The organism is Microbacterium sp. NPDC088619 (assembly GCF_044752825.1).
GTDB lineage: Bacteria > Actinomycetota > Actinomycetes > Actinomycetales > Microbacteriaceae > Microbacterium.
Map to the genome: position 1 here is coordinate 2,276,268 of NZ_JBIVLZ010000001.1, position 21,157 is coordinate 2,297,424.

21 protein-coding genes are annotated in these 21,157 nt (G+C 69.1%); 11 read left to right on the top strand and 10 right to left on the bottom strand.

Features of this window, described 5'->3' with window-relative positions; all coding sequences use genetic code 11:
- Window positions 1-26: 26 nt before the first annotated feature.
- Both ACIP5T_RS10935 and ACIP5T_RS10940 read right to left on the bottom strand, forming a co-directional pair.
- A complete protein-coding gene (locus tag ACIP5T_RS10935; protein ID WP_400863039.1) occupies window positions 27-1,271 on the bottom strand; it encodes a M20 family metallopeptidase in 1,245 nt (414 codons plus the stop codon).
- The gene (locus ACIP5T_RS10940; RefSeq protein WP_400863041.1) at window positions 1,268-2,761 is read right to left on the bottom strand and encodes an MFS transporter; all 1,494 of its coding nucleotides are present in this window, start codon (window positions 2,759-2,761) and stop codon (window positions 1,268-1,270) included. Before ACIP5T_RS10940 ends, ACIP5T_RS10935 begins: the two co-directional genes overlap by 4 nt.
- A gap of 116 nt (window positions 2,762-2,877) precedes the next feature.
- Between ACIP5T_RS10940 and ACIP5T_RS10945 the strand changes: the two genes are divergently transcribed.
- A complete protein-coding gene (locus ACIP5T_RS10945) occupies window positions 2,878-3,879 on the top strand; it encodes an Lrp/AsnC family transcriptional regulator (protein WP_400863042.1) in 1,002 nt (333 codons plus the stop codon).
- Window positions 3,880-3,889: 10 nt separating this feature from the next.
- On the opposite strand, the gene ACIP5T_RS10950 is transcribed toward ACIP5T_RS10945, so the two are convergent.
- Complete coding sequence (locus ACIP5T_RS10950) at window positions 3,890-4,750, bottom strand: NAD(P)H-binding protein (protein ID WP_400863044.1); 861 nt, start codon at window positions 4,748-4,750, stop codon at window positions 3,890-3,892.
- Window positions 4,751-4,832: 82 nt separating this feature from the next.
- Here ACIP5T_RS10950 and ACIP5T_RS10955 point away from each other — a divergent pair, with 82 nt between their 5' ends.
- Window positions 4,833-5,546: a helix-turn-helix transcriptional regulator gene (locus ACIP5T_RS10955; RefSeq protein WP_400863046.1), complete on the top strand. Its 714-nt coding sequence runs from the start codon at window positions 4,833-4,835 to the stop codon at window positions 5,544-5,546.
- Between the two features lie 58 nt (window positions 5,547-5,604).
- Entirely contained in the window at window positions 5,605-5,991 is a 387-nt protein-coding gene (locus ACIP5T_RS10960; RefSeq protein WP_400863047.1) for a VOC family protein, read from the top strand.
- A gap of 73 nt (window positions 5,992-6,064) precedes the next feature.
- Here ACIP5T_RS10960 and ACIP5T_RS10965 read toward each other — a convergent pair whose 3' ends face one another.
- Entirely contained in the window at window positions 6,065-6,229 is a 165-nt protein-coding gene (locus ACIP5T_RS10965; protein WP_309692902.1) for a hypothetical protein, read from the bottom strand.
- A 261-nt stretch (window positions 6,230-6,490) separates the two neighbouring features.
- Between ACIP5T_RS10965 and ACIP5T_RS10970 the strand changes: the two genes are divergently transcribed.
- The 5 genes from ACIP5T_RS10970 to ACIP5T_RS10990 are packed head-to-tail and all read left to right on the top strand — an operon-like array spanning window position 6,491 to window position 11,703.
- The gene (locus ACIP5T_RS10970; RefSeq protein WP_400863049.1) at window positions 6,491-7,222 is read left to right on the top strand and encodes a GntR family transcriptional regulator; all 732 of its coding nucleotides are present in this window, start codon (window positions 6,491-6,493) and stop codon (window positions 7,220-7,222) included.
- A complete protein-coding gene (atzF, locus tag ACIP5T_RS10975; protein WP_400863051.1) occupies window positions 7,219-8,940 on the top strand; it encodes an allophanate hydrolase in 1,722 nt (573 codons plus the stop codon). The genes ACIP5T_RS10970 and atzF overlap by 4 nt, the downstream gene beginning before the upstream one ends.
- Before the next feature lie 53 nt (window positions 8,941-8,993).
- Complete coding sequence (locus ACIP5T_RS10980) at window positions 8,994-9,998, top strand: ABC transporter substrate-binding protein (protein ID WP_400863052.1); 1,005 nt, start codon at window positions 8,994-8,996, stop codon at window positions 9,996-9,998.
- Window positions 9,999-10,000: 2 nt separating this feature from the next.
- The gene (locus ACIP5T_RS10985) at window positions 10,001-10,888 is read left to right on the top strand and encodes an ABC transporter permease (RefSeq protein ID WP_400863053.1); all 888 of its coding nucleotides are present in this window, start codon (window positions 10,001-10,003) and stop codon (window positions 10,886-10,888) included.
- A gap of 8 nt (window positions 10,889-10,896) precedes the next feature.
- Window positions 10,897-11,703, top strand: a complete 807-nt coding sequence (locus ACIP5T_RS10990) for an ABC transporter ATP-binding protein (protein ID WP_400863054.1) — start codon at window positions 10,897-10,899, stop codon at window positions 11,701-11,703.
- Between the two features lie 129 nt (window positions 11,704-11,832).
- Here ACIP5T_RS10990 and ACIP5T_RS10995 read toward each other — a convergent pair whose 3' ends face one another.
- Window positions 11,833-12,297 (bottom strand): GNAT family N-acetyltransferase, encoded by a 465-nt coding sequence (locus tag ACIP5T_RS10995; RefSeq protein WP_400863055.1) that lies wholly within the window; start codon window positions 12,295-12,297, stop codon window positions 11,833-11,835.
- 114 nt (window positions 12,298-12,411) lie between these two features.
- Window positions 12,412-13,473 (bottom strand): phosphogluconate dehydrogenase (NAD(+)-dependent, decarboxylating), encoded by a 1,062-nt coding sequence (gene gnd, locus ACIP5T_RS11000; protein ID WP_056510951.1) that lies wholly within the window; start codon window positions 13,471-13,473, stop codon window positions 12,412-12,414.
- Window positions 13,474-13,748: 275 nt separating this feature from the next.
- Between gnd and ACIP5T_RS11005 the strand changes: the two genes are divergently transcribed.
- Both ACIP5T_RS11005 and ACIP5T_RS11010 read left to right on the top strand, forming a co-directional pair.
- Entirely contained in the window at window positions 13,749-14,729 is a 981-nt protein-coding gene (locus tag ACIP5T_RS11005) for a hypothetical protein (RefSeq protein WP_400863056.1), read from the top strand.
- 177 nt (window positions 14,730-14,906) lie between these two features.
- Entirely contained in the window at window positions 14,907-16,085 is a 1,179-nt protein-coding gene (locus ACIP5T_RS11010) for a MalY/PatB family protein (protein WP_400863058.1), read from the top strand.
- A gap of 374 nt (window positions 16,086-16,459) precedes the next feature.
- Here ACIP5T_RS11010 and ACIP5T_RS11015 read toward each other — a convergent pair whose 3' ends face one another.
- The 4 genes from ACIP5T_RS11015 to ACIP5T_RS11030 form a co-directional block, all read right to left on the bottom strand.
- Entirely contained in the window at window positions 16,460-17,644 is a 1,185-nt protein-coding gene (locus tag ACIP5T_RS11015; RefSeq protein WP_400863060.1) for a MalY/PatB family protein, read from the bottom strand.
- Window positions 17,645-17,862: 218 nt separating this feature from the next.
- Window positions 17,863-18,621: a 3-keto-5-aminohexanoate cleavage protein gene (locus tag ACIP5T_RS11020; protein ID WP_400863062.1), complete on the bottom strand. Its 759-nt coding sequence runs from the start codon at window positions 18,619-18,621 to the stop codon at window positions 17,863-17,865.
- On the bottom strand, window positions 18,621-18,848 hold the full coding sequence (locus ACIP5T_RS11025; protein WP_400863064.1) for a DUF2188 domain-containing protein: 228 nt from the start codon (window positions 18,846-18,848) through the stop codon (window positions 18,621-18,623). The genes ACIP5T_RS11020 and ACIP5T_RS11025 overlap by 1 nt, the downstream gene beginning before the upstream one ends.
- A 138-nt stretch (window positions 18,849-18,986) precedes the next feature.
- A complete protein-coding gene (locus tag ACIP5T_RS11030) occupies window positions 18,987-19,412 on the bottom strand; it encodes a hypothetical protein (protein WP_400863066.1) in 426 nt (141 codons plus the stop codon).
- Window positions 19,413-19,679: 267 nt separating this feature from the next.
- On the opposite strand from ACIP5T_RS11030, the gene ACIP5T_RS11035 reads away from it, so the two are divergent.
- Window positions 19,680-21,143 (top strand): serine/threonine-protein kinase, encoded by a 1,464-nt coding sequence (locus tag ACIP5T_RS11035; protein ID WP_400863067.1) that lies wholly within the window; start codon window positions 19,680-19,682, stop codon window positions 21,141-21,143.
- Window positions 21,144-21,157: the final 14 nt, after the last annotated feature.

A 21,157-nucleotide genomic window follows, 5' to 3' on the forward strand; every position in this document is an offset into this window, starting at 1 on the left:
GGCGTCGGTCGCGGAGGCGAGAGTCGTCACTCCTCGCCCTGCGGGTGGGTGGTCGCTCCGACTGGTCGCGCGGCCTGCCGAGCGAGCAGGTCGGCCCGCGACTCCAGCGTGAGCGCCGCGGTGGCCGCCGCCCACGCGAGGCCGATCGCCGCGTCGACGACGGCACGGTCGGCGGCGGATGTCGCAGCATCCGCCGCGAATCCCTCGGTGTGCGGAGCCGACGTCGAGCCGATGATCGCGATGCCGGGGTGGATCGACGGCACGACCTGCGAGACGTTGCCCATGTCGGTCGAGCCGCCGGCCATTCCGGAGAAGGCGATGGGCTCGCGGCCGAGCTCGGTCAGTGCGTCGTTCCACGCGTCCGCGAGCAGCGGCTCCTGCACGAGCGGGTCGTAGCGCGGCTCGGTGCGCACCTGCTCCCACGAGCAACCCGCGGCGAGCGCTCCCGCTTCGAAGCAGGCCATCACCCGTCGCTTGGCGTCGCGCAGCTCGTCGAGATCGAACGAGCGCACCTCGGCCTGCAGCACGGTGCGCGCGGGGATGATGTTCGTCACCTCGCCGCCTTGCGTGATCACGGCGGCCGTGCGGACGGTGCCCGGCAGCTGCTGACGAAGCAGCCCGATCGCCGTGAGCGCGATCGTCGCGGCATCCAACGCGTTCACGCCCTTGTCGGGAGCCGCAGCGGCGTGTGCCGGCCGCCCCGCGTACGTCACCTGGAAGCGGTCGACGGCCTGGGTCGCGAAGCTCTCGCAGCGCACGTCGATGCCGGGAGCACCATGCACCATGAGCGACACCGTGGCGTCTTCCCATGCTCCTCCCTCGAGCATGAGCACCTTGCCGCCGCCGTGCTCTTCGGCAGGCGTGCCGAGGAGCTTCACGGTGAGTCCGGCGTCGTCGGCGATGGCCGCGAGCGCGATGGCCGCACCGAGACCGGCGGCCGCGATGACGTTGTGGCCACAGGCGTGCCCGATGCCGGGAAGAGCGTCGTACTCGGCACAGATCGCGACCACGAACTCGCCGTCCCCGAAGCTGGCGTCGATGGCCGTGTCGACACCAAACGCGCCGACGGTGGCGGTGAAACCGGCATCGCGCAGGGCCGCGGCGACGAGGTTCGCCGCGCGCACCTCCTCGAACGCGATCTCGGGGTCGTCGTGGATCTCGTGGCTGATCTCGACGAGCCGCTGCTCCCAGGCGTGCACGGCATCGGCGCTGCGCTGTTTCGCGTCGGCGAGGTCGAGCAGGGTGCGGGTGGACGGGTCGGCGAGGGTCATGCGGTTTCTCCTTCGAGAACGGGGTCGGCCGTGGTGGCGGGGACAGGGATGGGGGTCTCGGCGACCGGACCGGGCACGCGGAGGAACAGTGCGAGCACGGCGATCGCGCCACCGATGGCTGCGCAGATGCTCCACACCGCGACGTATCCGCCGAACGAGGTGGTGGTCACGGCGGTGTCACCCGTGTCGACGGTCATGAGGAAGCTGCCCATGACCAGGGCGAACACGGCACCCGCGACGGCTCCAGCCGCGGTGCGAGACGTGTTGTAGAGGGCGGAGGCGATGCCGACCGAGTCGGCGGGGGCGCGACGCACGACGATGGTCGGCAGCACCGAGATGAGCAGACCGTTGCCGAGGCCGCCCATCACCATCGACGCGACGAACACCGCGACGACAGTCGGCGCGGTGATGAAGGCGAGGTAGCTTCCCGCGACCAGCACACCGCCCAGGACGATCGCGCCCTTTGCTCCGATGCGGCCGGCGATGCGGTCTCCGACGATCGACGCGAGGAAGGCCGAGAGCGCTGCGGCGAGCGAGATGACGCCGACCATGGCCGCGGTGAACCCGAGGCCGAAGCCGACGGCATCCGGATCACTGAGCACGTAGACGCTGGAGGCCGTCTGCCCGCCGAACAGCTGGGCGCCGAAGAGGAACGCGATGATGATCGGCAGTCCGATGCCGCCCTTGGTGAGCAGCGCGATGTCGATGAGCGGATGCGCGACGCGCTTCTCGACCATCACCCAGACAACGAGCAGAGCGACACCGCCGACGATCGCGACCCACGTGATCGGGTTGCCCCAGCCCCACGCCGACGCGTTCGAGATGCCGCCCAGTGCGGCGAGGAGTCCGATGCCGAGCAGCGATGCGCCGAGCCAGTCGGTCTTGCCGGCGGCGCGGACTGTGGTCTCGGGAACGAGGAACGCCACGACCGGCACGCAGATGAGAAGGAAGATCGCGGGCAACCAGAGAACCGCGCGGAGGTCGCCGAGCGCTCCGAAGAGCAGGCCGGAGCCGAGGGCTCCGAGGGCCGCCCCGAAGGTGAGCGCACCGACGAGCTTGCCGATCGACCGGCCGGCGGACTTCTCGTCGCGGTCGCGGACGATCGCGAACTCCAACGGAAGGAAGGCGGCGAGCGGCGCCTGCAACGCACGGCCCAGGAGGAAGACCTCGTAGCTGGGCGCGATGGCGACGACGATCGATCCGAGTGCGACGAGCGCCGTCGAGATCAGGAGCAGCTTCTTGTGTCCGTATCGGTCGCCGAGCTTGGCGAGGATCGGCACACAGACGACGGTCGCGAGCATGTAGGCGGCGCTGACCCAGTTGAGCTGAGCGGCGCCGACGCCGAACTCCTCGCCGATCGCAGCGAGCAGCACGGGATACCAGCCCTGCAGCATTCCGGAGCCGAGCTCCATGACGACGAGGAAGCCGACGGCGCCGCGCAGGGCGGTGCGGCCGGAGATGGTCTTGCCAGGCGGTGCGTTGACAGCCATGAGGACTCCTTGAGAGGGATCGGGTGGAGCAAGAGCGGATCGGGTTGCAGCGACTCTAGGAACGGGCCTGTACGATCACGGTCAGGTGCACGAAATCGGATGCAGGAGAGTTGCGAATGCAGGAAATCGGACTGGACGACCTCGACCAGCGACTCATCCACGCCGTGCAGGTGAGCCCGCGAGCCACCTGGAACGCGCTGGCACCCATCGTCGGCGCCGACCCCGCCACTCTGTCGCGCCGCTGGGCGCGGCTCGTCGAGCAGGGGATCATCTACGTCACGGCATACGGCGCCGGGGCTCCGGCGGTGCTCGTGCTGATCGAGATCGAATGCAGTCCGGGCGAGACGCTGGCGGTCGCCGAGATCCTCGGAAGAGACCCCGAAGCGTTCACGATCGATCTGACCGCAGGTGGACGCGACATCTTCCTCACTCTCGCGGTTCCGGATGCCGAGGCGCTCGCCGTCTGGACGCTGGAGCGCATCCGCGGCGTCGCCGGCGTCCGCTCTATGCGCACTCACCTGGTGTCGGAGACCGTCCGCGATGCGCGAGGGTGGCGGCTCCGCGCGCTCACGGCGCAGGAGGTCACGCAGATCGAGGGGCTGGAGCGCCGCGCGCCCGAGGCATCCGTCCGCATGTCGGTGGAGCAGAGGAACGCCATCGCGTCGGAGCTCGCCTACGACGGCCGTGTCGGGATCACGGAGCTGGCCTCGCGGCTCGGCATGGCGCCGCGTCGCGTGCGCGACGCGATCGCCGAGATGCGCGAATCGGGGCGGCTGGCGATCCGTGTCGACGTCGCCCGGCGGTACACACCCTGGCCGATCTATGCGTGGTACTTCCTGCGCGTACCGGCCGCGATGGCGGCGCGAATCGGTGCGCAGCTCGGGCGCATCGAGGAGGTGCGCCTCGTCGCCAACACCGTCGGCGAATACAACGTGATCATGGCCGTCTGGCTGCGCACCCTGCAGGACGTCGGGCGCATGGAGGCGATCATCGAAGAGCGCCTGCCCGGGGTCAGCATCGCCGACCGGTCGGTCGTGCTGCGGACGACGAAGCATCTCGGGCACCTGCTGCACGCCGACGGGCGGGCGTCGGGCGAGGTCGTGCCGCTCACGATCTGAGGGGCCCGGCTCAGACCAGCTCCTCCCGGACCCACCCCCGCAGTCCGGTCGGCGTCGTCGTCGCGACCGACCGCTCCTGCTCGGGCACGAAACCGTCGCGCAGCCCGGTAGACATCCCGAGCACGGCATCCGCCATCGCCTCCGGCATCCTGACCGCGAGCAGTCCCTGCCGCATCTGGTCGTCCGCGATCCGCTCGACCGTCACGTTCCGCCCGAGCTCTTGCGTGAGGATCTCGGCGACCTGCGACCAGCTCAGATCCTCGGGTCCATGCACGGCCCGCACACGGTGCCCGCTCCAGTCGCGGTTGAGCAGAGTCAGCGCCGCGACCTCGGCGATGTCACGCGGCGCGACCCACGCCATCGGCGCATCGAGCGGCAGCACGGTCTGCAGCCGACCGGCCTTCAGCGACTCCGGATCGAGCAGCAGGTTGCTGAAGAAGTACCCGCACCGGAGATGGGTGACGTCGATGTCGAGGGCATCGAGTGCCACCTCGGTCGCGGCGAGTCCGTCGATCTCGCCGGCCCCGTGACGTTTCTCGGCGCCGACGCTGCTCTGGAACACGACGCGACCGACGCCGTTCTCGACGACCGCACGCACCAGCGCGTCCGTGGCGCGGGCGTAGTCGGCCAGCGGATCCTCTGACATCACGGACGGGTCGACCCAGTAGATCGCATCGACACCGTGGGTCGCAGCCACGACCTCGTCGACATCCTGCGAGTCGGCACGGGCGACATCGACGTGCGGGAGCAGTTCCTCGGCGATCTGCTCGGGATGCCGCGTGAGCAGCAGAGGACGGATGCCGGCGCGCATCAGCATCCGCGTGAGATGGTGTCCGACGTTGCCGTTCGGAGTGGTGACGGCGATTCTCATGGCGAGTCCTTTCGTCTGTGACTGGCCACGTTAGGACCAGATGCGGCCTGTTCTTGGCCGCATCTCGAGTGATCATGGAATCGTGGACTCGCCATCGAACCGCACCCTGCACCTGCTGACGCTGCTTCAGACGGGCGGCGAATGGAGCGTCGATATGCTCGCCGATCGACTCGAGGTGAGCCCGCGCACCGTGCGCCGCGATGCGCAGCGGCTGCGCGAACTCGGCTACGACGTGCAGTCGCGGCCGGGTCCCGGTGCCGGATATCGCCTGCGCCCGGGGACGAAGATCCCGCCACTGCTGCTCAGCGCCGACGAGGTCGCGACGATCATCACGAGCCTGCTCGTGCTCGAGACCTGGACACCCGACGACCCCTCGGCATCCGTCGCTCGCTCGAAGCTCGAGCAGACGCTGCCGCCCGCCCTGCGCCGGCGAGCAGCGGCCACCGCGATCTCGACGCAGATCCTGCACGAGCCGCCCGCACCCGTCGACTGGGCACTCGTCGGAGTTCTGTCGGACGCCGTCGCGCAGGGCGCCCGCGTCGCATTCGACTACACGGATCAGCGCGGGGCTCAGTCGACGCGGGTGATCGAGCCGCACCGTCATGTGCTGCGGAAGCGACAGTGGTACGTCGTCGGTTTCGACATCGACCGCGACGACTGGCGCCTCTTCCGACTGGATCGGATGCGGTCGACGAGCCTGCTTCCCGGGGTGCACTCGCATCGAGACTTCCCGTTCGCGTCGATCGAGGAGTGGCTGGCGAGCGACTTCGGGCGGACCACCACGATCAAGAGCTGATCACGGGAGGTGAGCAAGCCCCTGTTCAGCACGCGTCCGTCGATCTAATCTGACGGCCATGTTGAAGATCGTGTCGATCGTGATCCGCGTGAACGACCTCGCCGCTCAGTCGCGCTTCTGGCAGGCGGCCCTCGACTATGTCGAGCGAGACCCGGCATCCGACGACTGGGTCGTGCTGAAACCGCGCGATGCGGACGCCCCCTGCATCGCCCTCGATGCGCACCATTCCGAGCGAGTACTGCCGCCTCGCATCCACCTCGACATCTATGCCGAAGAGCAGGATGCCGAAGTGCGCCGCCTGGCCGAGCTCGGCGCCCGCGAGGTGCACTGGGACAATCTGCCGGAGGATGCCGACTTCGTGATCATGGAAGACCCCGAGGGCAACCGCTTCTGCATCGTGGATCGGCCGGATTGGGTGGGGTGGGAGCGCGTTCGGGGAGAGTGACCCGGGTGACGAGAAGGTCTGTCCGGATCCGGCGCCGATGCGCTCGCGGAGCGAGCCTGGCGCCTACTCCCGCTCACCGTCCGACGTAGGGCCGCGCTGGTCGAGCCTCCTCTGCCAACGCCTGGCGGTGCGATGTCAGCGCCGATCGCACAGCCGTGTAGATCACGAGCCACAGGATCAGCAGGCCGATCAGGAAACCGGCGACGGGGAGGAGGATCGAGAGGAGAAGAGGGTCCATGGCGCCAGGATAGCCATCGGGGTGTGAGGGCTAGTCCCCCGCCTCGAGCGACCGATGGAAGTAGAACGTCCGCTCGCCGGAGTCCGGGTCGACGCCACTGAACCGAAGACGACGACGTCGACTGACACGACACGTCGGCCGCGGGGGCCTTTCGTCTCGGCCGCTCCGCGGATCGAACACCCTCAGATGTGAGAAGAACGTAACGCGGGGAGTACGGCCCAGATACACCGCGGAAACATGGATACCGAACGATGTCCAGCAATGGATACATCATTGGCCACATCGCAGGATCCGGGCTCCGCGCGCCGGCGTCCCGCCCGCATCCGCGTCTACGAGCAGCTGCGGGCCGAGCTGCTGACCGCGGCGTACTCGCCCTTTCACCGCTTCACCGAGGAGAACGTCGCCGAGCGTTTCGAGCTCTCCCGCACCCCGGTGCGCGACGCGCTGGCGCGGCTCGAAGCCGACGGCCTCCTCGTCAAGCGCGACGGCGCGCTGTACCGCTACATGCCCACGCTCGAAGAATTCACCGACCTCTACGAGCTGCGCATCCTGCTGGAGTCGCAGGGCATCGATCGCGCCATCGCCGACCCGACGATCACGCATGAGCGGGCCCAGCTCACCGCCGAGCAGGACCTCTGGATCTCTCGGCTCGAGACCGGCATCACCCCCGATCCCGGTTTCGTCGACGCCGACGAGCACTTCCACCTCGCGCTCCTGGGCGCGGCGGGCAACCGCGAGCTGGTCGGAGCGCTCGAGCGCGTGAACCGCCGCATCCGCCCGATCCGCATGCACGACTACCTCACCCAGGATCGGGTCGACGCGACCATCAGCGAGCACCTCGAGATCCTCGAGCTCGTGCTCACCGGGCGCCTCCGCGACGCCCGCGACTTCCTGCGCACGCACGTCGGCCAGTCGCAGTCGATCGTCGAAGCCCGCGCAGCTCGCGCCATGCAGATCTCCCACATGAACCACGGATTGGACCCGCACCGATGATCTCCCTCTCCTCCTCCGACTCCGTCTCCACCGACGTCGCGGCGCTCGAGACCGCACTGGACGCCGCTCCCGCCAGCATCTGGATCACCCGCCGCAGCGCCAAGGAGATCCAGGCGGATGCCGAGAGCGTGCGCGCCCGCGTCGCTGCGGGAGCAGCTCTCCCCCTCGCCGGTCTGACGTTCGCCGTCAAGGACAACATCGACGTGGCCGGCCTCCCGACCACCGCCGCACACCCCGCCTTCGCCCGGGTCCCGGCGAAGAGCGCGACCGTCGTCACACGGCTGCTCGACGCGGGCGCCATCCTCGTCGGCAAGACGAACATGGATCAGTTCGCCACGGGACTCGTCGGAACACGCAGCCCCTACGGCGTCGTCACGAGCGCGCTCGACCCCGAGCGCGTCTCCGGCGGATCGAGCTCGGGATCCGGCGCCGCCGTCGGGCATGACCTCGTCGACGTCTCGCTCGGCACCGACACCGCGGGCTCGGGGCGGGTGCCGGCCGCCTTCAACGGCATCCTCGGTGTGAAGCCCACCCTCGGACTGCTGCCCCTCGACGGAGTGCTCCCGGCATCCCCCTCATACGACACGGTCTCGGTCTTCACCCGCACCACCGGCCTCGCCGCGCGTGTGATGTCGGTCGTCGCCGGCCCGTCGACGACCGACCCGAAGAGCAGGCCGTGGGCGCTCGACGCCCCGCAGGCGGCCCCGCCGCGCCCCGTGATCGCCGTGCCTCGACGCGCCGACCTCGCCTCACTCTCGCCGGCGGTCCTGGCCGCGTTCGACGAGACGATCGCCCGCTTCGAGGCACTGGGCGCCGAGACCCGCACGATCGACATCTCTCCGTTCCTCGCCACCGCCCGGCTGCTCTACGGCGGCGGCCTGGTCAGCGAGCGGGCCTGGTCGTACGGAGCCTTCCTCGCAGCACACCCGGAGGAGGCAGATCCTTCGGTCGCCGCGATCGCCGCCCGCGCCGCAAAGATCGACGGCACGACGGTGATCGATGCCCAGCAGGCCGTCGCCGCCGCGATGCTCCTCGCCCGGCAGGCCCTCGACGGCACGGATGCCCTGATCATCCCGACCGCGCCGATCCACCCCACGGTCGCCGAGGTCGCGGCCGATCCACTCGGCGTGAACAGCATCGTCGGCACCTTCACGAACTTCGTGAACCTCATGGACATGGCCGCCGTCGCCGTGCCGACGGGTGAAGTCTCCGGCGAGGGCCACTTCGGGGTCTCGATCGTGACGCCGACGTTCCACGACCAGGTCGCGCTCGATCTCGCAGCCCGCCTTCTCGGTGAGTCGGAGCAGGATGCCGCGCTCGGCACCCCCGGCGTCGACGTCGCCGTCTTCGGTGCGCACCTCAGCGGTGAACCGCTCAACCCGCAGCTGCAGGCGCTCTGTGCCCGGTTCGTCGGCGAGGTTCGCACCTCGGACAGGTTCCGGATGCTGCTGGTCGAGGGCTCGGTCGACCGACCGGCGGTCATCCGCGCCACCGAGGGCGCCGAGCTCCCCGGAGAGCTGTGGCGCCTGTCACCGCTCGCACTGTCGACGCTGCTGCGCAGCATCGCCGCTCCTCTCGCGCTCGGCGAGATCGAGCTCTCCGACGGCTCGTCGGTGCTCGGCTTCACCGCATCCGTCGACCTCACCGAACGAGACGTCACCGCCTTCGGTGGCTGGCGCGCCTACCGCGCGGCATCCGTCGTCCCTGCCAACGCCTGACCCCCCCTACCCCTCCACCAGCCGTCCTGACCCCGCCCCCACCAGGAGAACACATGACCTTCCGCACCCCCTCCCGCTCGTCCTTCCGCACGCCGTCGCTCGCCGTCGCCTCGCTCGCCGCCGCGGCGCTCGTGCTCACCGGCTGCTCCGCAGCGTCCTCGTCCGCCGACTCCGAGAGCGGCGACGGCGGCGGGCAGTCCGTCACCATCGGCACGCTGCGTGCGCAGCCCCACCTGTTCAGCCCCTTCTTCTACGAGGAGGTCGCCGAGGAGGGCGTCGACGTCGAGATCGTGCTCTTCGACACCTCCAGCGACATCAAGAACGCGATCGTCTCGGGGTCGGTCGACTTCGGCGTGACCGGGGCGGCATCGGTCATCGCCGGTGTCGCGGAGAAGCAGGATGTGCGCATCGTCGCCTCCGCCGCCGACGGTGGCACCCGCATCGTCGCCACGGAGGACATCGAGACGCCGGATGACCTCACGGGCGCGAAGGTCGGCTTCCCAATGGGCGCCACCCAGGAGATCCTCCTCAAGCGCACGCTCGAGGCTCAGGGCATCGACCCCGCGAGCGACGTCGAGCTCGTCAACCTGCCCTTCGCCGACATGGCCACCGCGTTCGCCTCCGGGCAGATCGACGCGTTCATCTCGGCCGAGGTGGGTCCGTCGATCGCGATCGAGGGCGGTGCGCACGAGCTGATGTCGGCCTACGACACCCCGATCGGGCAGACGAACATCGTGCTCGCCACGAGCAACAGCCTGATCGAGTCCGACCCCGAGCTCGTGCAGTCCGTCGTCGACACCCACATCGCCGCGGTCGAGCACATGGCGGACGACACCGCCGCCTGGGCCGACGGCCTCGTCGAGGAGTTCGCCCTGGACCCCGCGATCGTCGACCTGGCCATCAAGAACATCTGGCCCCGCTGGGATCTCGACACCGACTACCTTTCGACGCTCGCCGCGATGAGCGAGGAGATGCTCGCCTTCGACCAGGTCTCGGCCGAGGTCGACCAGGATCTCCTCACCGACGTCAGCTTCGTCGAGACCGCACGGACGGAGTGATCGTGACGACCACCGCACTCGCCGATCCGCCCCAGGGCGTCGAGAACACCGAGGCACAGCCCGACGGCATCCGCACCGCTCGGCCGCGCCGCCGCCTGACGTTCGGATGGGCCATCGCGCTCCCCGTTCCGATCCTCCTCCTCATCGGCTGGCACCTGGGCGTGCAGAACGCCTGGACGCTGCCGTTCGACATCAAGATGACGTTCCTGCCCACCCCCGGAGAAGTCGCGGTGAGGGGTGTGGACTTCGCCTTCGGCGGCATCTACGACGACTCGTTCAGCGGCACCCTCTGGGGACACCTCGGCGCCTCGGCGCTGCGCGTCCTGCAGGGCTTCGGTCTCGCGGTGATCGTCGCCGTGCCGCTCGGCGTCCTGATGGGCCGATCGAAGCTCCTGTTCCGCATGCTGGAGCCGACAGTCAACCTCGTCCGCCCGATTCCCGTCACCGCCTGGGCGCCGCTGACACTGCTGATCATCGGCTTCGGCGACCGTTCCACGGTGTTCCTCGTCTTCATCGCCGCGGTGTTCCCGATCCTGCTGAACACCATCAGCGGAGTCCACCAGGTGCCGGGGCGCCTTCTCGAGGCCGCCGCGATGCTGGGCACGCCCCGCCTGCAGTCGCTCTACAAGGTCGTCATCCCGGCTGCCGCTCCGCAGATCATCAGCGGCATGCGCATCGCGATGGGACTCTCGTGGGTGATCCTCGTCGTCGGCGAGACGGTGGGCATCAGCACCGGTCTCGGCGCGCTCATCACCCAGGCCCGGGAGCAGTCGCGCACCGACCTCATCATCGTGGGCATGGTCGTCATCGGCCTGGCCGGTTTCATCGCCGACCGCCTGCTCACGCTCATCTTCGCCATCGCCTTCGGGCGTCGACCGATCCAGAAGTGAGAGATCGCATGAGCATTCCTCCCCAGCACGCAGCCGACATCGTCATGAACGGTGTGGGCAAGCGCTACCCCGGCTCGCCGATCGCCGCCGTCGATGGTGTCGACATCACCGTGGCGGCCGGCGAGGTGGTCTGCATCGTCGGCGCCTCAGGATGCGGCAAGTCGACGCTGCTGCGCATGGTCGCGGGCTTCGAGACGATCACCGAGGGCTCCCTCTCCGTCGCAGGCACCGACGTCACCGGCCCCGGACCCGACCGCGGCGTCGTGTTCCAGGACTACGGGCTGTTCCCCTGGCTGACGGTGCGCGAGAACATCGAGTACGGGCCGAGGCAGGCTCGCCTCCCCCGCGCGGTCGTGAAGGAGCGGGCGACCGCGGCGCTCGACTCCGTCGGACTCAGTCGCGTCGCGGCATCCTTCCCGCACCAGCTCTCGGGCGGCATGCAGCAGCGCGTCGCGATCGCGCGACTGCTCGCCAACACTCCGTCGGTGATGCTCATGGACGAACCGTTCGGCGCTCTCGACGCGCTCACGCGCACCGAGATGCAGCACGAGCTGCAGCGGATCCAGCGGGATGCCGGCATCACCGTGCTGTTCGTGACGCACAGCATCGAGGAGGCCGTCTACCTCGGCGACCGCGTGCTCGTCATGGCGGGCGGCACCGCCCACGGAAACTCAGGGCACGTGCGCGAGATCGTGACGGTCGACCTCCCCGGCGAGCGCGACGTGAACTCCCCGGAGTTCAACGCCGTCGAGCGCCGGATCGACGCCCTCGTGCACGCGGGCAACGACCGCAGGGTGGACGCCGCGCTGGTCTGAGCCCGGCGCCCGGTCGTTGAGCGAAGACGACGAAGTCGACTGAGACGAAACGTCGAGAGCCGACCTCCCGAAGCTCACCGCGTTTCGTCTCGCTCGGCTCCGCCGGGCTCGCTCAACGACCGGGCTCGCTCAGAGCGACCTGTAGAAGTAGAACGCCCGCTCGCCGGAATCCGGGTCGACGCTGCTGAACCCGTGGCGTTGGTAGAAGCGCATCGCCCCGGCATCCGACTCGTCGACGTTGATCTCGATCGCCGCGACTCCGAGCTCTCGGCAGATCTCGATCATCCGCTGCAGGATCGCACTGCCGATCCCGCTGCCCCGCTGATCGGGCTCGACGTACATCTCATCAAGCAGCGCGACCGGGCCGTCCGACCACACGTTCGGCCGCAGGGTCACGAGCGCGACCCCGGTCGCGGGTTCGCCGCCGAGCACGGCGAACGTCGACGCTCCGGCGAGCAACATCCGCAACCGCTCCGCGAGCACCGCGACTCCGGGCGTCTCGGTGTCGAACTCGGTGTTGAACGCATCGAGCAGCTCGGCGATGCGCTCGGCATCCGAGGGATCGGCCCGGCGGATGCGGGAGGTTGGGGTCATGCGGATGCCGTTCCTGTGTCGTGGTGCGTTTCGTCTCGGTCCGCTCCGCGGGCCCCGCTCATCGAAAGGAGACGGGGCCGCGCGGGGCCGCCCGACGGACGAGAGGCAGGCCGGTCAGGCGCTGTCCGAGTCGGCCTTTCGCGAACCGGCTTCGAGAACGTCGCCCGCCGGCAGTTCCTGGTGTCCGCCGAACTGCAGGCGCATCGCCGACAGCACCTGGTTCGCGAACTTGTCTTCGTCGCGCGAGGCGAAGCGCTCGAACAGCGACGCCGCGAGCACCGGCACGGGCACGCCCACGTCGACCGCGGCCTTGACCGTCCAGCGACCCTCGCCCGAGTCGGAGACCCGACCGGCGAGACCGTCGAGCTGCGGGTTGTCGGCGAGCGCGGCGGCGGTCAGATCGAGCAGCCACGAGGAGATCACCGACCCGCGTCGCCACAGCTCCGCGACCTTCGACGTGTCGATCGGGAATTGGTAGAACTCCGGCTCCTCGAGCGGGGCGATCTCGGCCGAGTGCTCGGCCTCGCGCACTCCGGCATCCGCGTTGTGCAGCAGGTTGAGCCCTTCGGCGATCGACGCCATGATGCCGTACTCGATGCCGTTGTGCACCATCTTCACGAAGTGTCCCGCACCCGACGGCCCGCAGTGCAGATAGCCCTGCTCCTCGGGGGTGAGGTCGCCGGTGCGACCGGGCGTGCGCTCGATCTCGCCGACACCCGGAGCGATCGTGCGCAGCACCGGCTCGATGCGCTGCACAGCCTCGTCGGGTCCGCCGACCATCAGGCAGTATCCGCGGTCCAGTCCGAACACGCCACCGCTCGTGCCCACGTCGACGTAGTGGATGCCGCGCTCGCGGAACGCCTTCGCCCGCCGCACGTCGTCGCGGTAGTTCGAGTTGCCGCCGTCGATCAGGATGTCGCCCTCGTCGAGCACCTCCGCGACCTGATCGGCCACCATGCCCGTGAGCGATGCGGGCACCATCATCCATACGGCTCGCGGCGCCTCGAGCTTCGACGCCAGGTCGGCCATGCTGTCGGCGCCTGTCGCTCCCTCGGCGACCAGCGCCTGCACGGCATCCGCGTTCACGTCGTAGACCACGCATTCGTGCCCCGCCCGCATGAGGCGGCGCACGATGTTGGCACCCATCCGGCCGAGTCCGATCATCGCCAGCTGCATGAGAATCCTTTCGTCTCAGCCCCGGTGAGCCGAGTCGGGGCAATCCTGGCACGGGTGCGTGAGGTGCTCAATGGCGTTGCGCGGTGGTGCGCGCTCGGTGCGGGGTCAAAAACGCACCCGCAGCGCCCTCTTCCGATGCGAAAGTGACCCCGCACGCACCAGGCCCTCGGGCGGGTCGTTTCCCGCACGCGGGCTGACGGCATCCGATCCTTCCCCGATAGCCTGATGATGTTGATCGCGCGGGGGAGCTGTGCGACCTGACGACCGGAGATCTGATGCCTTCACCACGCCTTCGCACCTTCGCGGCATTCACCGTCGCCGCGTTCGGCGCGGCCGCCCTCGTGAGCTGCACCGCATCCGCCGACACCGGCGAGAACGGCCCGACCGAGGCGAGCGTCGCCGTGCTCGACGAGTTCTTCGCGCACCTCGAGCGCGGGGAATCGGCGGAGGCCGCGGCGATGACGAGCATCGAGTTCCCCGAGGAGTTCATCGACGAGGACTTCTATGCGGCATCCACTGCTCTGCCCTCTGACGCGAAGGTCATCGACGTCGAGGGCAGCGACGAGTACTCGGTCACAGCGACCGTCGAATACGTGCTCGACGATCCCGAGAACCCGATGACGGCGACCTACAAGGTCAAGAACAGCGACGGCGAGCGCCGGATCTCGTGGAGCCACGAGTCGTTCGGCGTGATCAACGTCGGCTCCCCGGGCCGGCTCGTGCTCAACGACGAGATGGAGTACCCGATCAGCGCCGAGGCGGAGCGGGTGTTCCTGCTGCCCGCGCTCTACGAGTTCACCTACGACGACCCCACCGGCACCACGCAGCTCGACCCCGACGGCACGAACGAGTTCACCGTCGCGTGGCCGATGGACGATCAGCCGCGCGACACCGAGTTTCCCGCCCGTGTGAATGTGAGCACTGCGAACGTGTCGGTGATCGCATACGTGGAGACCGAGATCACCGACGCCGTCGACGCGCAGATCGAGCAGCTCACGGCCGCCTGCGTGGCAGAGCGCTTGGCCGGGCCCTCGTGCCCTGCCTCGGTGGTGGAATACGACAAGCCGTTGGTCGACCCGTCGACCGTGCAGTGGCTGCAAGAGTCGGGATACGGCGTCGGCGGCACCGATGGGGTGGTCGAGTATTCGAAGGGGTTCACGCTCCTCGCCGACGGAGATTCCTACCCGACCCCCGCCGTTTACGAGGGCACCGTGACCCGGGATGCCGACGGCGTGGTGACCTTCACCCGGAAGTGAGCGGGCGGGTCGCCTTTCTCCGGGCCGCCCTCACAGATGCAGGCTCAGATCACGGATGCATGCCCGATCGGGCGGTCTCGGCATGCATGTGTGATCCGGGCATGCAGGTGTGAACGAGCCACGCCCGAACCTTCCGCACACGGGCCGAGGGCTCGCCGCGGATGGAAGGATTGAAGAATGACTTCCGGCACGTTCGACCAGATCACGCAAGACGACCTGCGCGCTGCGGGCAGCGTCAAATGGACGGCGTTTCCCGACACCATCGGCGCGTTCGTCGCCGAGATGGACTTCGGCCTCGCCCCCGCGATCAACAGCGCGGTGAAGGATGCCCTCGACCTGGGCGTCACCGGCTACCTGCCCGACAAGCTCGCGAAAGACCTGTCTGAGGCGACGGCCCGCTGGTACTCCGACTCGTACGGGTGGCAGATCCCCGCTGAGCGCGTGCACCATGTGCCTGACGTGATCGCGGCGTTCGAGCTGGCGATCGAGCACTTCACCACTCCGGGTTCGGCCGTGATCGTGCCGACTCCCGCGTACATGCCGTTCCTCATGGTGCCGCCCATGCGCGACCGGCGGGTCATCGAGGTGCCGAGCATCGAGGTCGATGGGCGCTGGGTCATGGACCTCGACGCCGTCGCACAGGCCTTCCGCGACGGCGGCGAGATGCTGGTGCTCTGCAACCCGCACAACCCGCTCGGAACCGTCGCGACCCGTGACGAGCTGCTCGCGATCGCCTCGGTCGTGACGGATGCCGGCGGCCGGGTGTTCTCCGACGAGATCCACGCCCCTATCGTCTACGCACCGGCGACGCACATTCCCTACGCATCGGTGTCGGAGGCGGCGGCGTCGCACACGCTGACCGCGACGTCCGCGTCGAAGGCCTGGAACCTCGCGGGCCTCAAGTGCGCGCAGGTCATCCTCTCGAACGATGCGGACGCCGCGCTCTGGCAGAGCCTCGGATTCTGGGCAGGGCACGGCACCTCGACGCTCGGTGTCGTCGCGAACATCGCTGCCTACACCGGCGGCCGCGAGTGGCTCGATGAGGTGGTCGACTACCTCGACGGCAACCGGCGGATGCTGGCGCAGCTGGTCGACGAGAAGCTGCCCGGCGTGCGGATGATCGTGCCCGAGGGGAGTTACATCGCCCTGCTCGACTTCCGCGAGACCGGGTTGACCGGAGACCTCGGAGAGTGGTTCCGTGAGCACGCCGGCGTCGCGATGACGGATGGCGCCGCGTGCGGTGTGGCCGCCATCGGGTATACGCGCTTCGTGTTCGCGCTGCCGCGTCCGATCATGGTCGAGGCGGTCGATCGGATCGCCGTGGCGCTGCGCGAGCGCGCCGCGAACGCGACCTGATCCAGGTCGCGGGCGAGGTCGTCGCCGCTGAGCGCTCGATAAGCGGATCCAGCGGGTCTCGGCTGTTCATGTCATGTCCCATCGTCAAGGGTCGTTACATGAGATATGTCCGGCACCCCGGGGCTGACGGGTGGCTCGCTGTTCGAGCCCGGCGCGGGGCCAGTTGAGCATCGGAACTCGGCATTTCCGGTGCGTAACTGACCCCGCATCCGCCACGATGTGCGTTTCCGCCCCGACCGGCCGCGGGAGTCGGGGAGCCGGCGCGGGGCCAGTTGAGCACCGGAACTCGGCAGTTCGGATGCGTAACTGACCCCGCATCCGCCACGATGGGCGTTTCCGACCCGGCATCCGCAGAAGGTACGACGCACGATGCGTCAGCGAGCTCGAACGGCGGCCCCCATCGCGGCGAACGCCTCGTGCAGGATCGGCCGCGGCGTCGCGAACACGACTCGCACGAAATCCTCGTACCCGTGCCCGAGCAGTGCGCCCTCGGTCAGCACCACCCGGGCGTGGTCGCGGAAGAACGCGGCCGGAGGGCCGTCGATCCCCAGCGCACCCGTGTCGATCCAGCCGATGTAGGTCGCATCAGGTTCGCGATAGATCGCGCCGGGAAGATGCTCGTCGACGAGCGATGCGAGTAGGTGTCGCGTCTCGGAGAGGTACGCGAGCACCCCGTCGAGCCACGGCTTGCCCTCGCGATACGCCGCGGTGGACGCGACCACTCCGAGCGTCGCGGCGCCGTGCTGCACCGAGAACCCGAACCGGCGATAGAGCTGCTGGTCGGCATCATTCGAAGTGATCAGCTGTGCGGTCTTGAGCCCCGGGATGTTCCACGCCTTCGACGCGCTCGTGCCGGTGATCGTGTGCGCGGCCGTCGCCTCCGACACCGAGGCGTAGGGGATGAACGGACGACCGTCGAAGCGCAGCGGCGCGTGGATCTCATCCGCGAACACCCGACCGCCATGGCGCTCCACGATCTCGGCCAGCGCTTCGAGCTCGGATCGCTCGACGACGGTTCCGGTCGGGTTGTGCGGGTTGCAGAGCACGAGCGTCCGGGCACCGGCAGCGAACGCCTCGTCGATGCGCTCCAGGTCGTGATGCCAGCGTCCGTCGACCTCGACACCCGGGATCTCGATCACCGGATGTCCGATAGCCGGCAGATATGTCAGAAACGGCATATATGCGGGCGTGGGCACGATCACCGGCGATCCGGCGGGCGCATACTCCTCGACGGCGACGCGCAACGCGGCCATCACATCGGACACCGGATGCACGCGGTCGGGGTCGATCGCCCAGCCGTACTCACCCTTCATCCACTCGGCCGTCGCCTCTCCGAGCCTGGCGGCGAGCGGCAGCGACAGGTATCCGAGGGTCTCCTCGTCGATCGCGCGGTGCATGGCCTCGGCGATCACCGGCGCGACGCCGAAGTCCATCTCAGCCACCCATGCGCCGATGCGCCCCGGGTGCAGGCTCCACTTGCGGCTCTCGGGCCGATCGAGGTCGAACCTCGTGCGAGAGTCGAACGGATGCGGGTCAGTGCGCGCGCGGTCGTCGGTCATGGCGAGCGGCTCTCAGCCCGCGAACCGACATCGGACGACGGCGCCGGCCCGACGGGTGCTCACGCGCTCACCGTGGTCGAGCGGCCGGAGCGGCATGCGGTCGGGGTCGTGGTCTCAGACACGGGTACTCCTTCACAGCGAGAGCTTCCACACTAAAGAAGGTCCCGCCGTCGCGCGATTCTCGTTTCAGCGCGTGACCGTCAGGATGTCCGGTCCCGTCAGCCCGCGAATGCGATCCCGCTCGCAGTGCGCACCAGCGTCGCGTTGTCGGGCGCCGTCCGCCCGTCGGGCAGCGAGAGCGTGTCTTCGAGTCCGATGCGCGAATCGAGCCCGAGCTCGACGGCGAGCGTGAACGCGGGCCACGCCGACCGCAGCTCCCCATGGAGCAGGATCGGGACGTTCGGCTCGTCGAGCCGAACGTGTGCGATCAGCCCCTCGGCGTGACGCCGCACGACCTCGACGGCCTCGTCGGGCAGCTCGATGAGCACGCGAGCGCACCGGTCGCGCACCGGTGACTGGCTCCAGGCTTCGAGTCCCGTGGCATCCCAGATGCCTGCTTCGACTCCGACACCTCGGCTCTGCAGCAGCTCGGCCACCCGGTCGGCGCCGGCCTCATGCCAGTTGACGGATGCGACGTCGGGAAGTTCCGTCCACTCCGCGATCGCGGCCAGCCGCCGCTCGACGTCAGGCTCGATCCACGCACCGGTCGTCACACCGATCGGCACGTCGGGGCACGCGGCTCGCAACGCCCGCAGCCACCGCTCGACGTCGTCGGCAGCGAGGCTGTCGTGCCCCGCAGCATCCTTCGGGTGCACGTGGATCTCCGTCGCCCCTGCGGCCACGGCTCGCGCGGCGTCGGCAGCCGCGAGGGTCGCGTCTGCACTCAACGCCGGGTGATCTGCGGCGGAACGGGCGCCGTTGATGCACGCCTGCAGCAGCATCCGTCGCTCTGGTCTCTCTGCGGAATCCGTGCCCATCAGTTCATCAGGTCGCGCGGATGCCAGTCGTGCAGGTTTCCGGTATCGGATGGCCCCTCGTCGGTGCGCACGGTGTGCAGGACCTGCCGCGCTGCCGCTGCTCCGCGGCCAGCCCGAACGGCTTCGCCTTGGGTCTCGAAGCTGGAACCCAGGGTGCGGGATTCGCCCTCGATGCGGTTGAACCAGATCCCGTCACGTTGGAAGGTCTCGATGTCGCCTGCGGCCATGCCACGTCCTTTCGATCTACCTCCTTTCTACGCGAGGGCCCGGACGCCGGAGAGACCCTTGACAGCGTGCCGGGCAATCGTCGGGCGGGGGCCGTCGTCGCATCGGCATCCATCGTTCCCGCCCCAGTCGGAACCCAGCTACGCGACGTCGGTCGCACGGCTGATGGGCCTGAGTCGACTCGCCGAGTGACCGTACGCGACGCCGATCGCCAGGAGCACCACCGCGCTGATCTTGGCGGGGAACACGAGGAGCGGTGCCCAGAAACCGAAGAACGTGCATCCCGCCTGCACGAGGAACATGATCGAGAGCAGCCCGCTCGAAGCGCGCGTGGCAGTCATCTGCCACCAGGGTCGTGGTGCGGCTGACTCCCCTTCGCCCCGGAACACCCTGGCCGTGAAGACGACGAGCGCGGCGACCGCGAGGATCGTCCAGGCGACGCCCCAGTAGACATTCATCGCCAAGAGGACGATTCCGACCATCGGCAGGAGGATGATGGCCGCGACGATGATGCCGGCCTTCACCGGTGGCGCTGATATCCGCACGCGGACGCCCCTCTCGCTCAAGCGGAAGGTGTGCCAGCGACGGCGTTGTCGACGGCTGCGCTTCCGGAGCCGAGCGTACCCACACGACGACACCAGATCCACAGCTCGCGCGACTCCATCCCCTCATCCCGGCATGCGATCGTCGACGAATTCGCCCCGCGGCGCGTGCCACGCGCCGACCGCATCCACTGATTCCCGCGCACGTCAACCCCGATGACGAGGGTCAGGCGACCGATATACGGTCGTCTGATGCATGCATGACCCGGATGCATCTGCAAGGAGCAAGTGATGACGCTGGAAGTGATCTCGCCCACGGCGGCACTCCTCGACGGACGATATGTACTGCACGACCGCGTGGGGCAGGGCGGCATGGCGACCGTCTACCGCGCCGAGGACACACAACTCGGACGCATCGTGGCGATCAAGATGATCCACGAGGGCACCGGGCCCGTCGCATCGATCGAGCGCGCCCACACCGAGAAAGCGCTGCTCGCATCGCTGAGCCACCCGTCGCTCGTGACGCTGTACGACGCGCAGCTCATCCCCGGGCGACCCCAGTATCTGGTGATGGAGTTCGTCGACGGGCCCACGCTCGCCGGGCGCATGGCCGCAGGCCCGCTGCCGCCGCGAGACGTCGCACGCATCACGCGCGATCTCGCCCGAGGACTGACCGCCGTGCACGCGGCAGGGATCGTGCACCGCGACGTCAAGCCGTCGAATGTACTGCTCGCGCAGAGCCGTTCCGGCGATCCCGTCGCCGCGAAACTCGCCGACTTCGGCATCGCCTGCTCGATCGAGAACACCCGGCTCACCACCCCCGGAATCGTGCTCGGCACACTCACATATATGGCTCCGGAGCAACTGCGCGACGCCGACCCCGGCACGCCGGTCGACATCTTCGCGCTGGGGCTGGTCGTGCTCGAGGCCCTCTCGGGAGAGACCGGGTATGCCGCGCTCGGGTCAGGACGTGCGGCGGCGATCGCCCGCCTCGCGCAACCGCCGAGGATCTCCGAGACGGTTCCCGAGGAGTGGCGCGATCTGCTGACCCGCATGACGCGGCTCGAGCCCGAAGAGCGACCGACAGCGGTCGAGGTCGCTCGCGTCGCGCGCAGTCTGCTGCGGGGCTACGCCGCGGATGTCGGCGGTTCCGCAGTCGCTGCGGCGGCCGCATCCATCGTCGCCTCTGCCGGTTCGGCTTCTGCCGGTTCGGCTTCTGCCGGTTCGGCTTCTGCCGCGGGCCCGACCCCGGCGGCGGATGCCGGCGCACACCCGGGCGCGACTCCGGCGGCAGAGCCTGTCGCAGCGCGATCGGGTGCCGATGACCCCACGCCGACCGGCGCGACGGCAGTGTTCCCCGCGACAGACGGCACCGGCGTCACTGCGGTCGCCGGTGCCGCACCCGCCACCGATGCCGCCGCGTCGCGCAACCGAACACGAAACCGTGTGCTCGCGGGCGCTGCCGGACTGGTCGCGACCGGGGCGATCGTCGTCGGGCTCGCGGCATTCACCGCCCCGACATCCCCCGACATGTCGAGAACCGCGTCTGCGCCAGTGGTTCGAGTACCGGCCGAGGCGACGCTGGTGGATGCGCCCGCGGCTCCCGTGGAGGTCGTCACCGAGTCAGAGGATTCCGGGAACTCCGGCGAGGGCGGGAAACCCGACGAACCGGGCAACTCCGGGAACTCGGACAAGGGCAACAAGGCCGACAAGGGCGACAAGGGCAACACGAACGGCAATTCGGGCAAGAAATAGTCCTCGCCGATAGC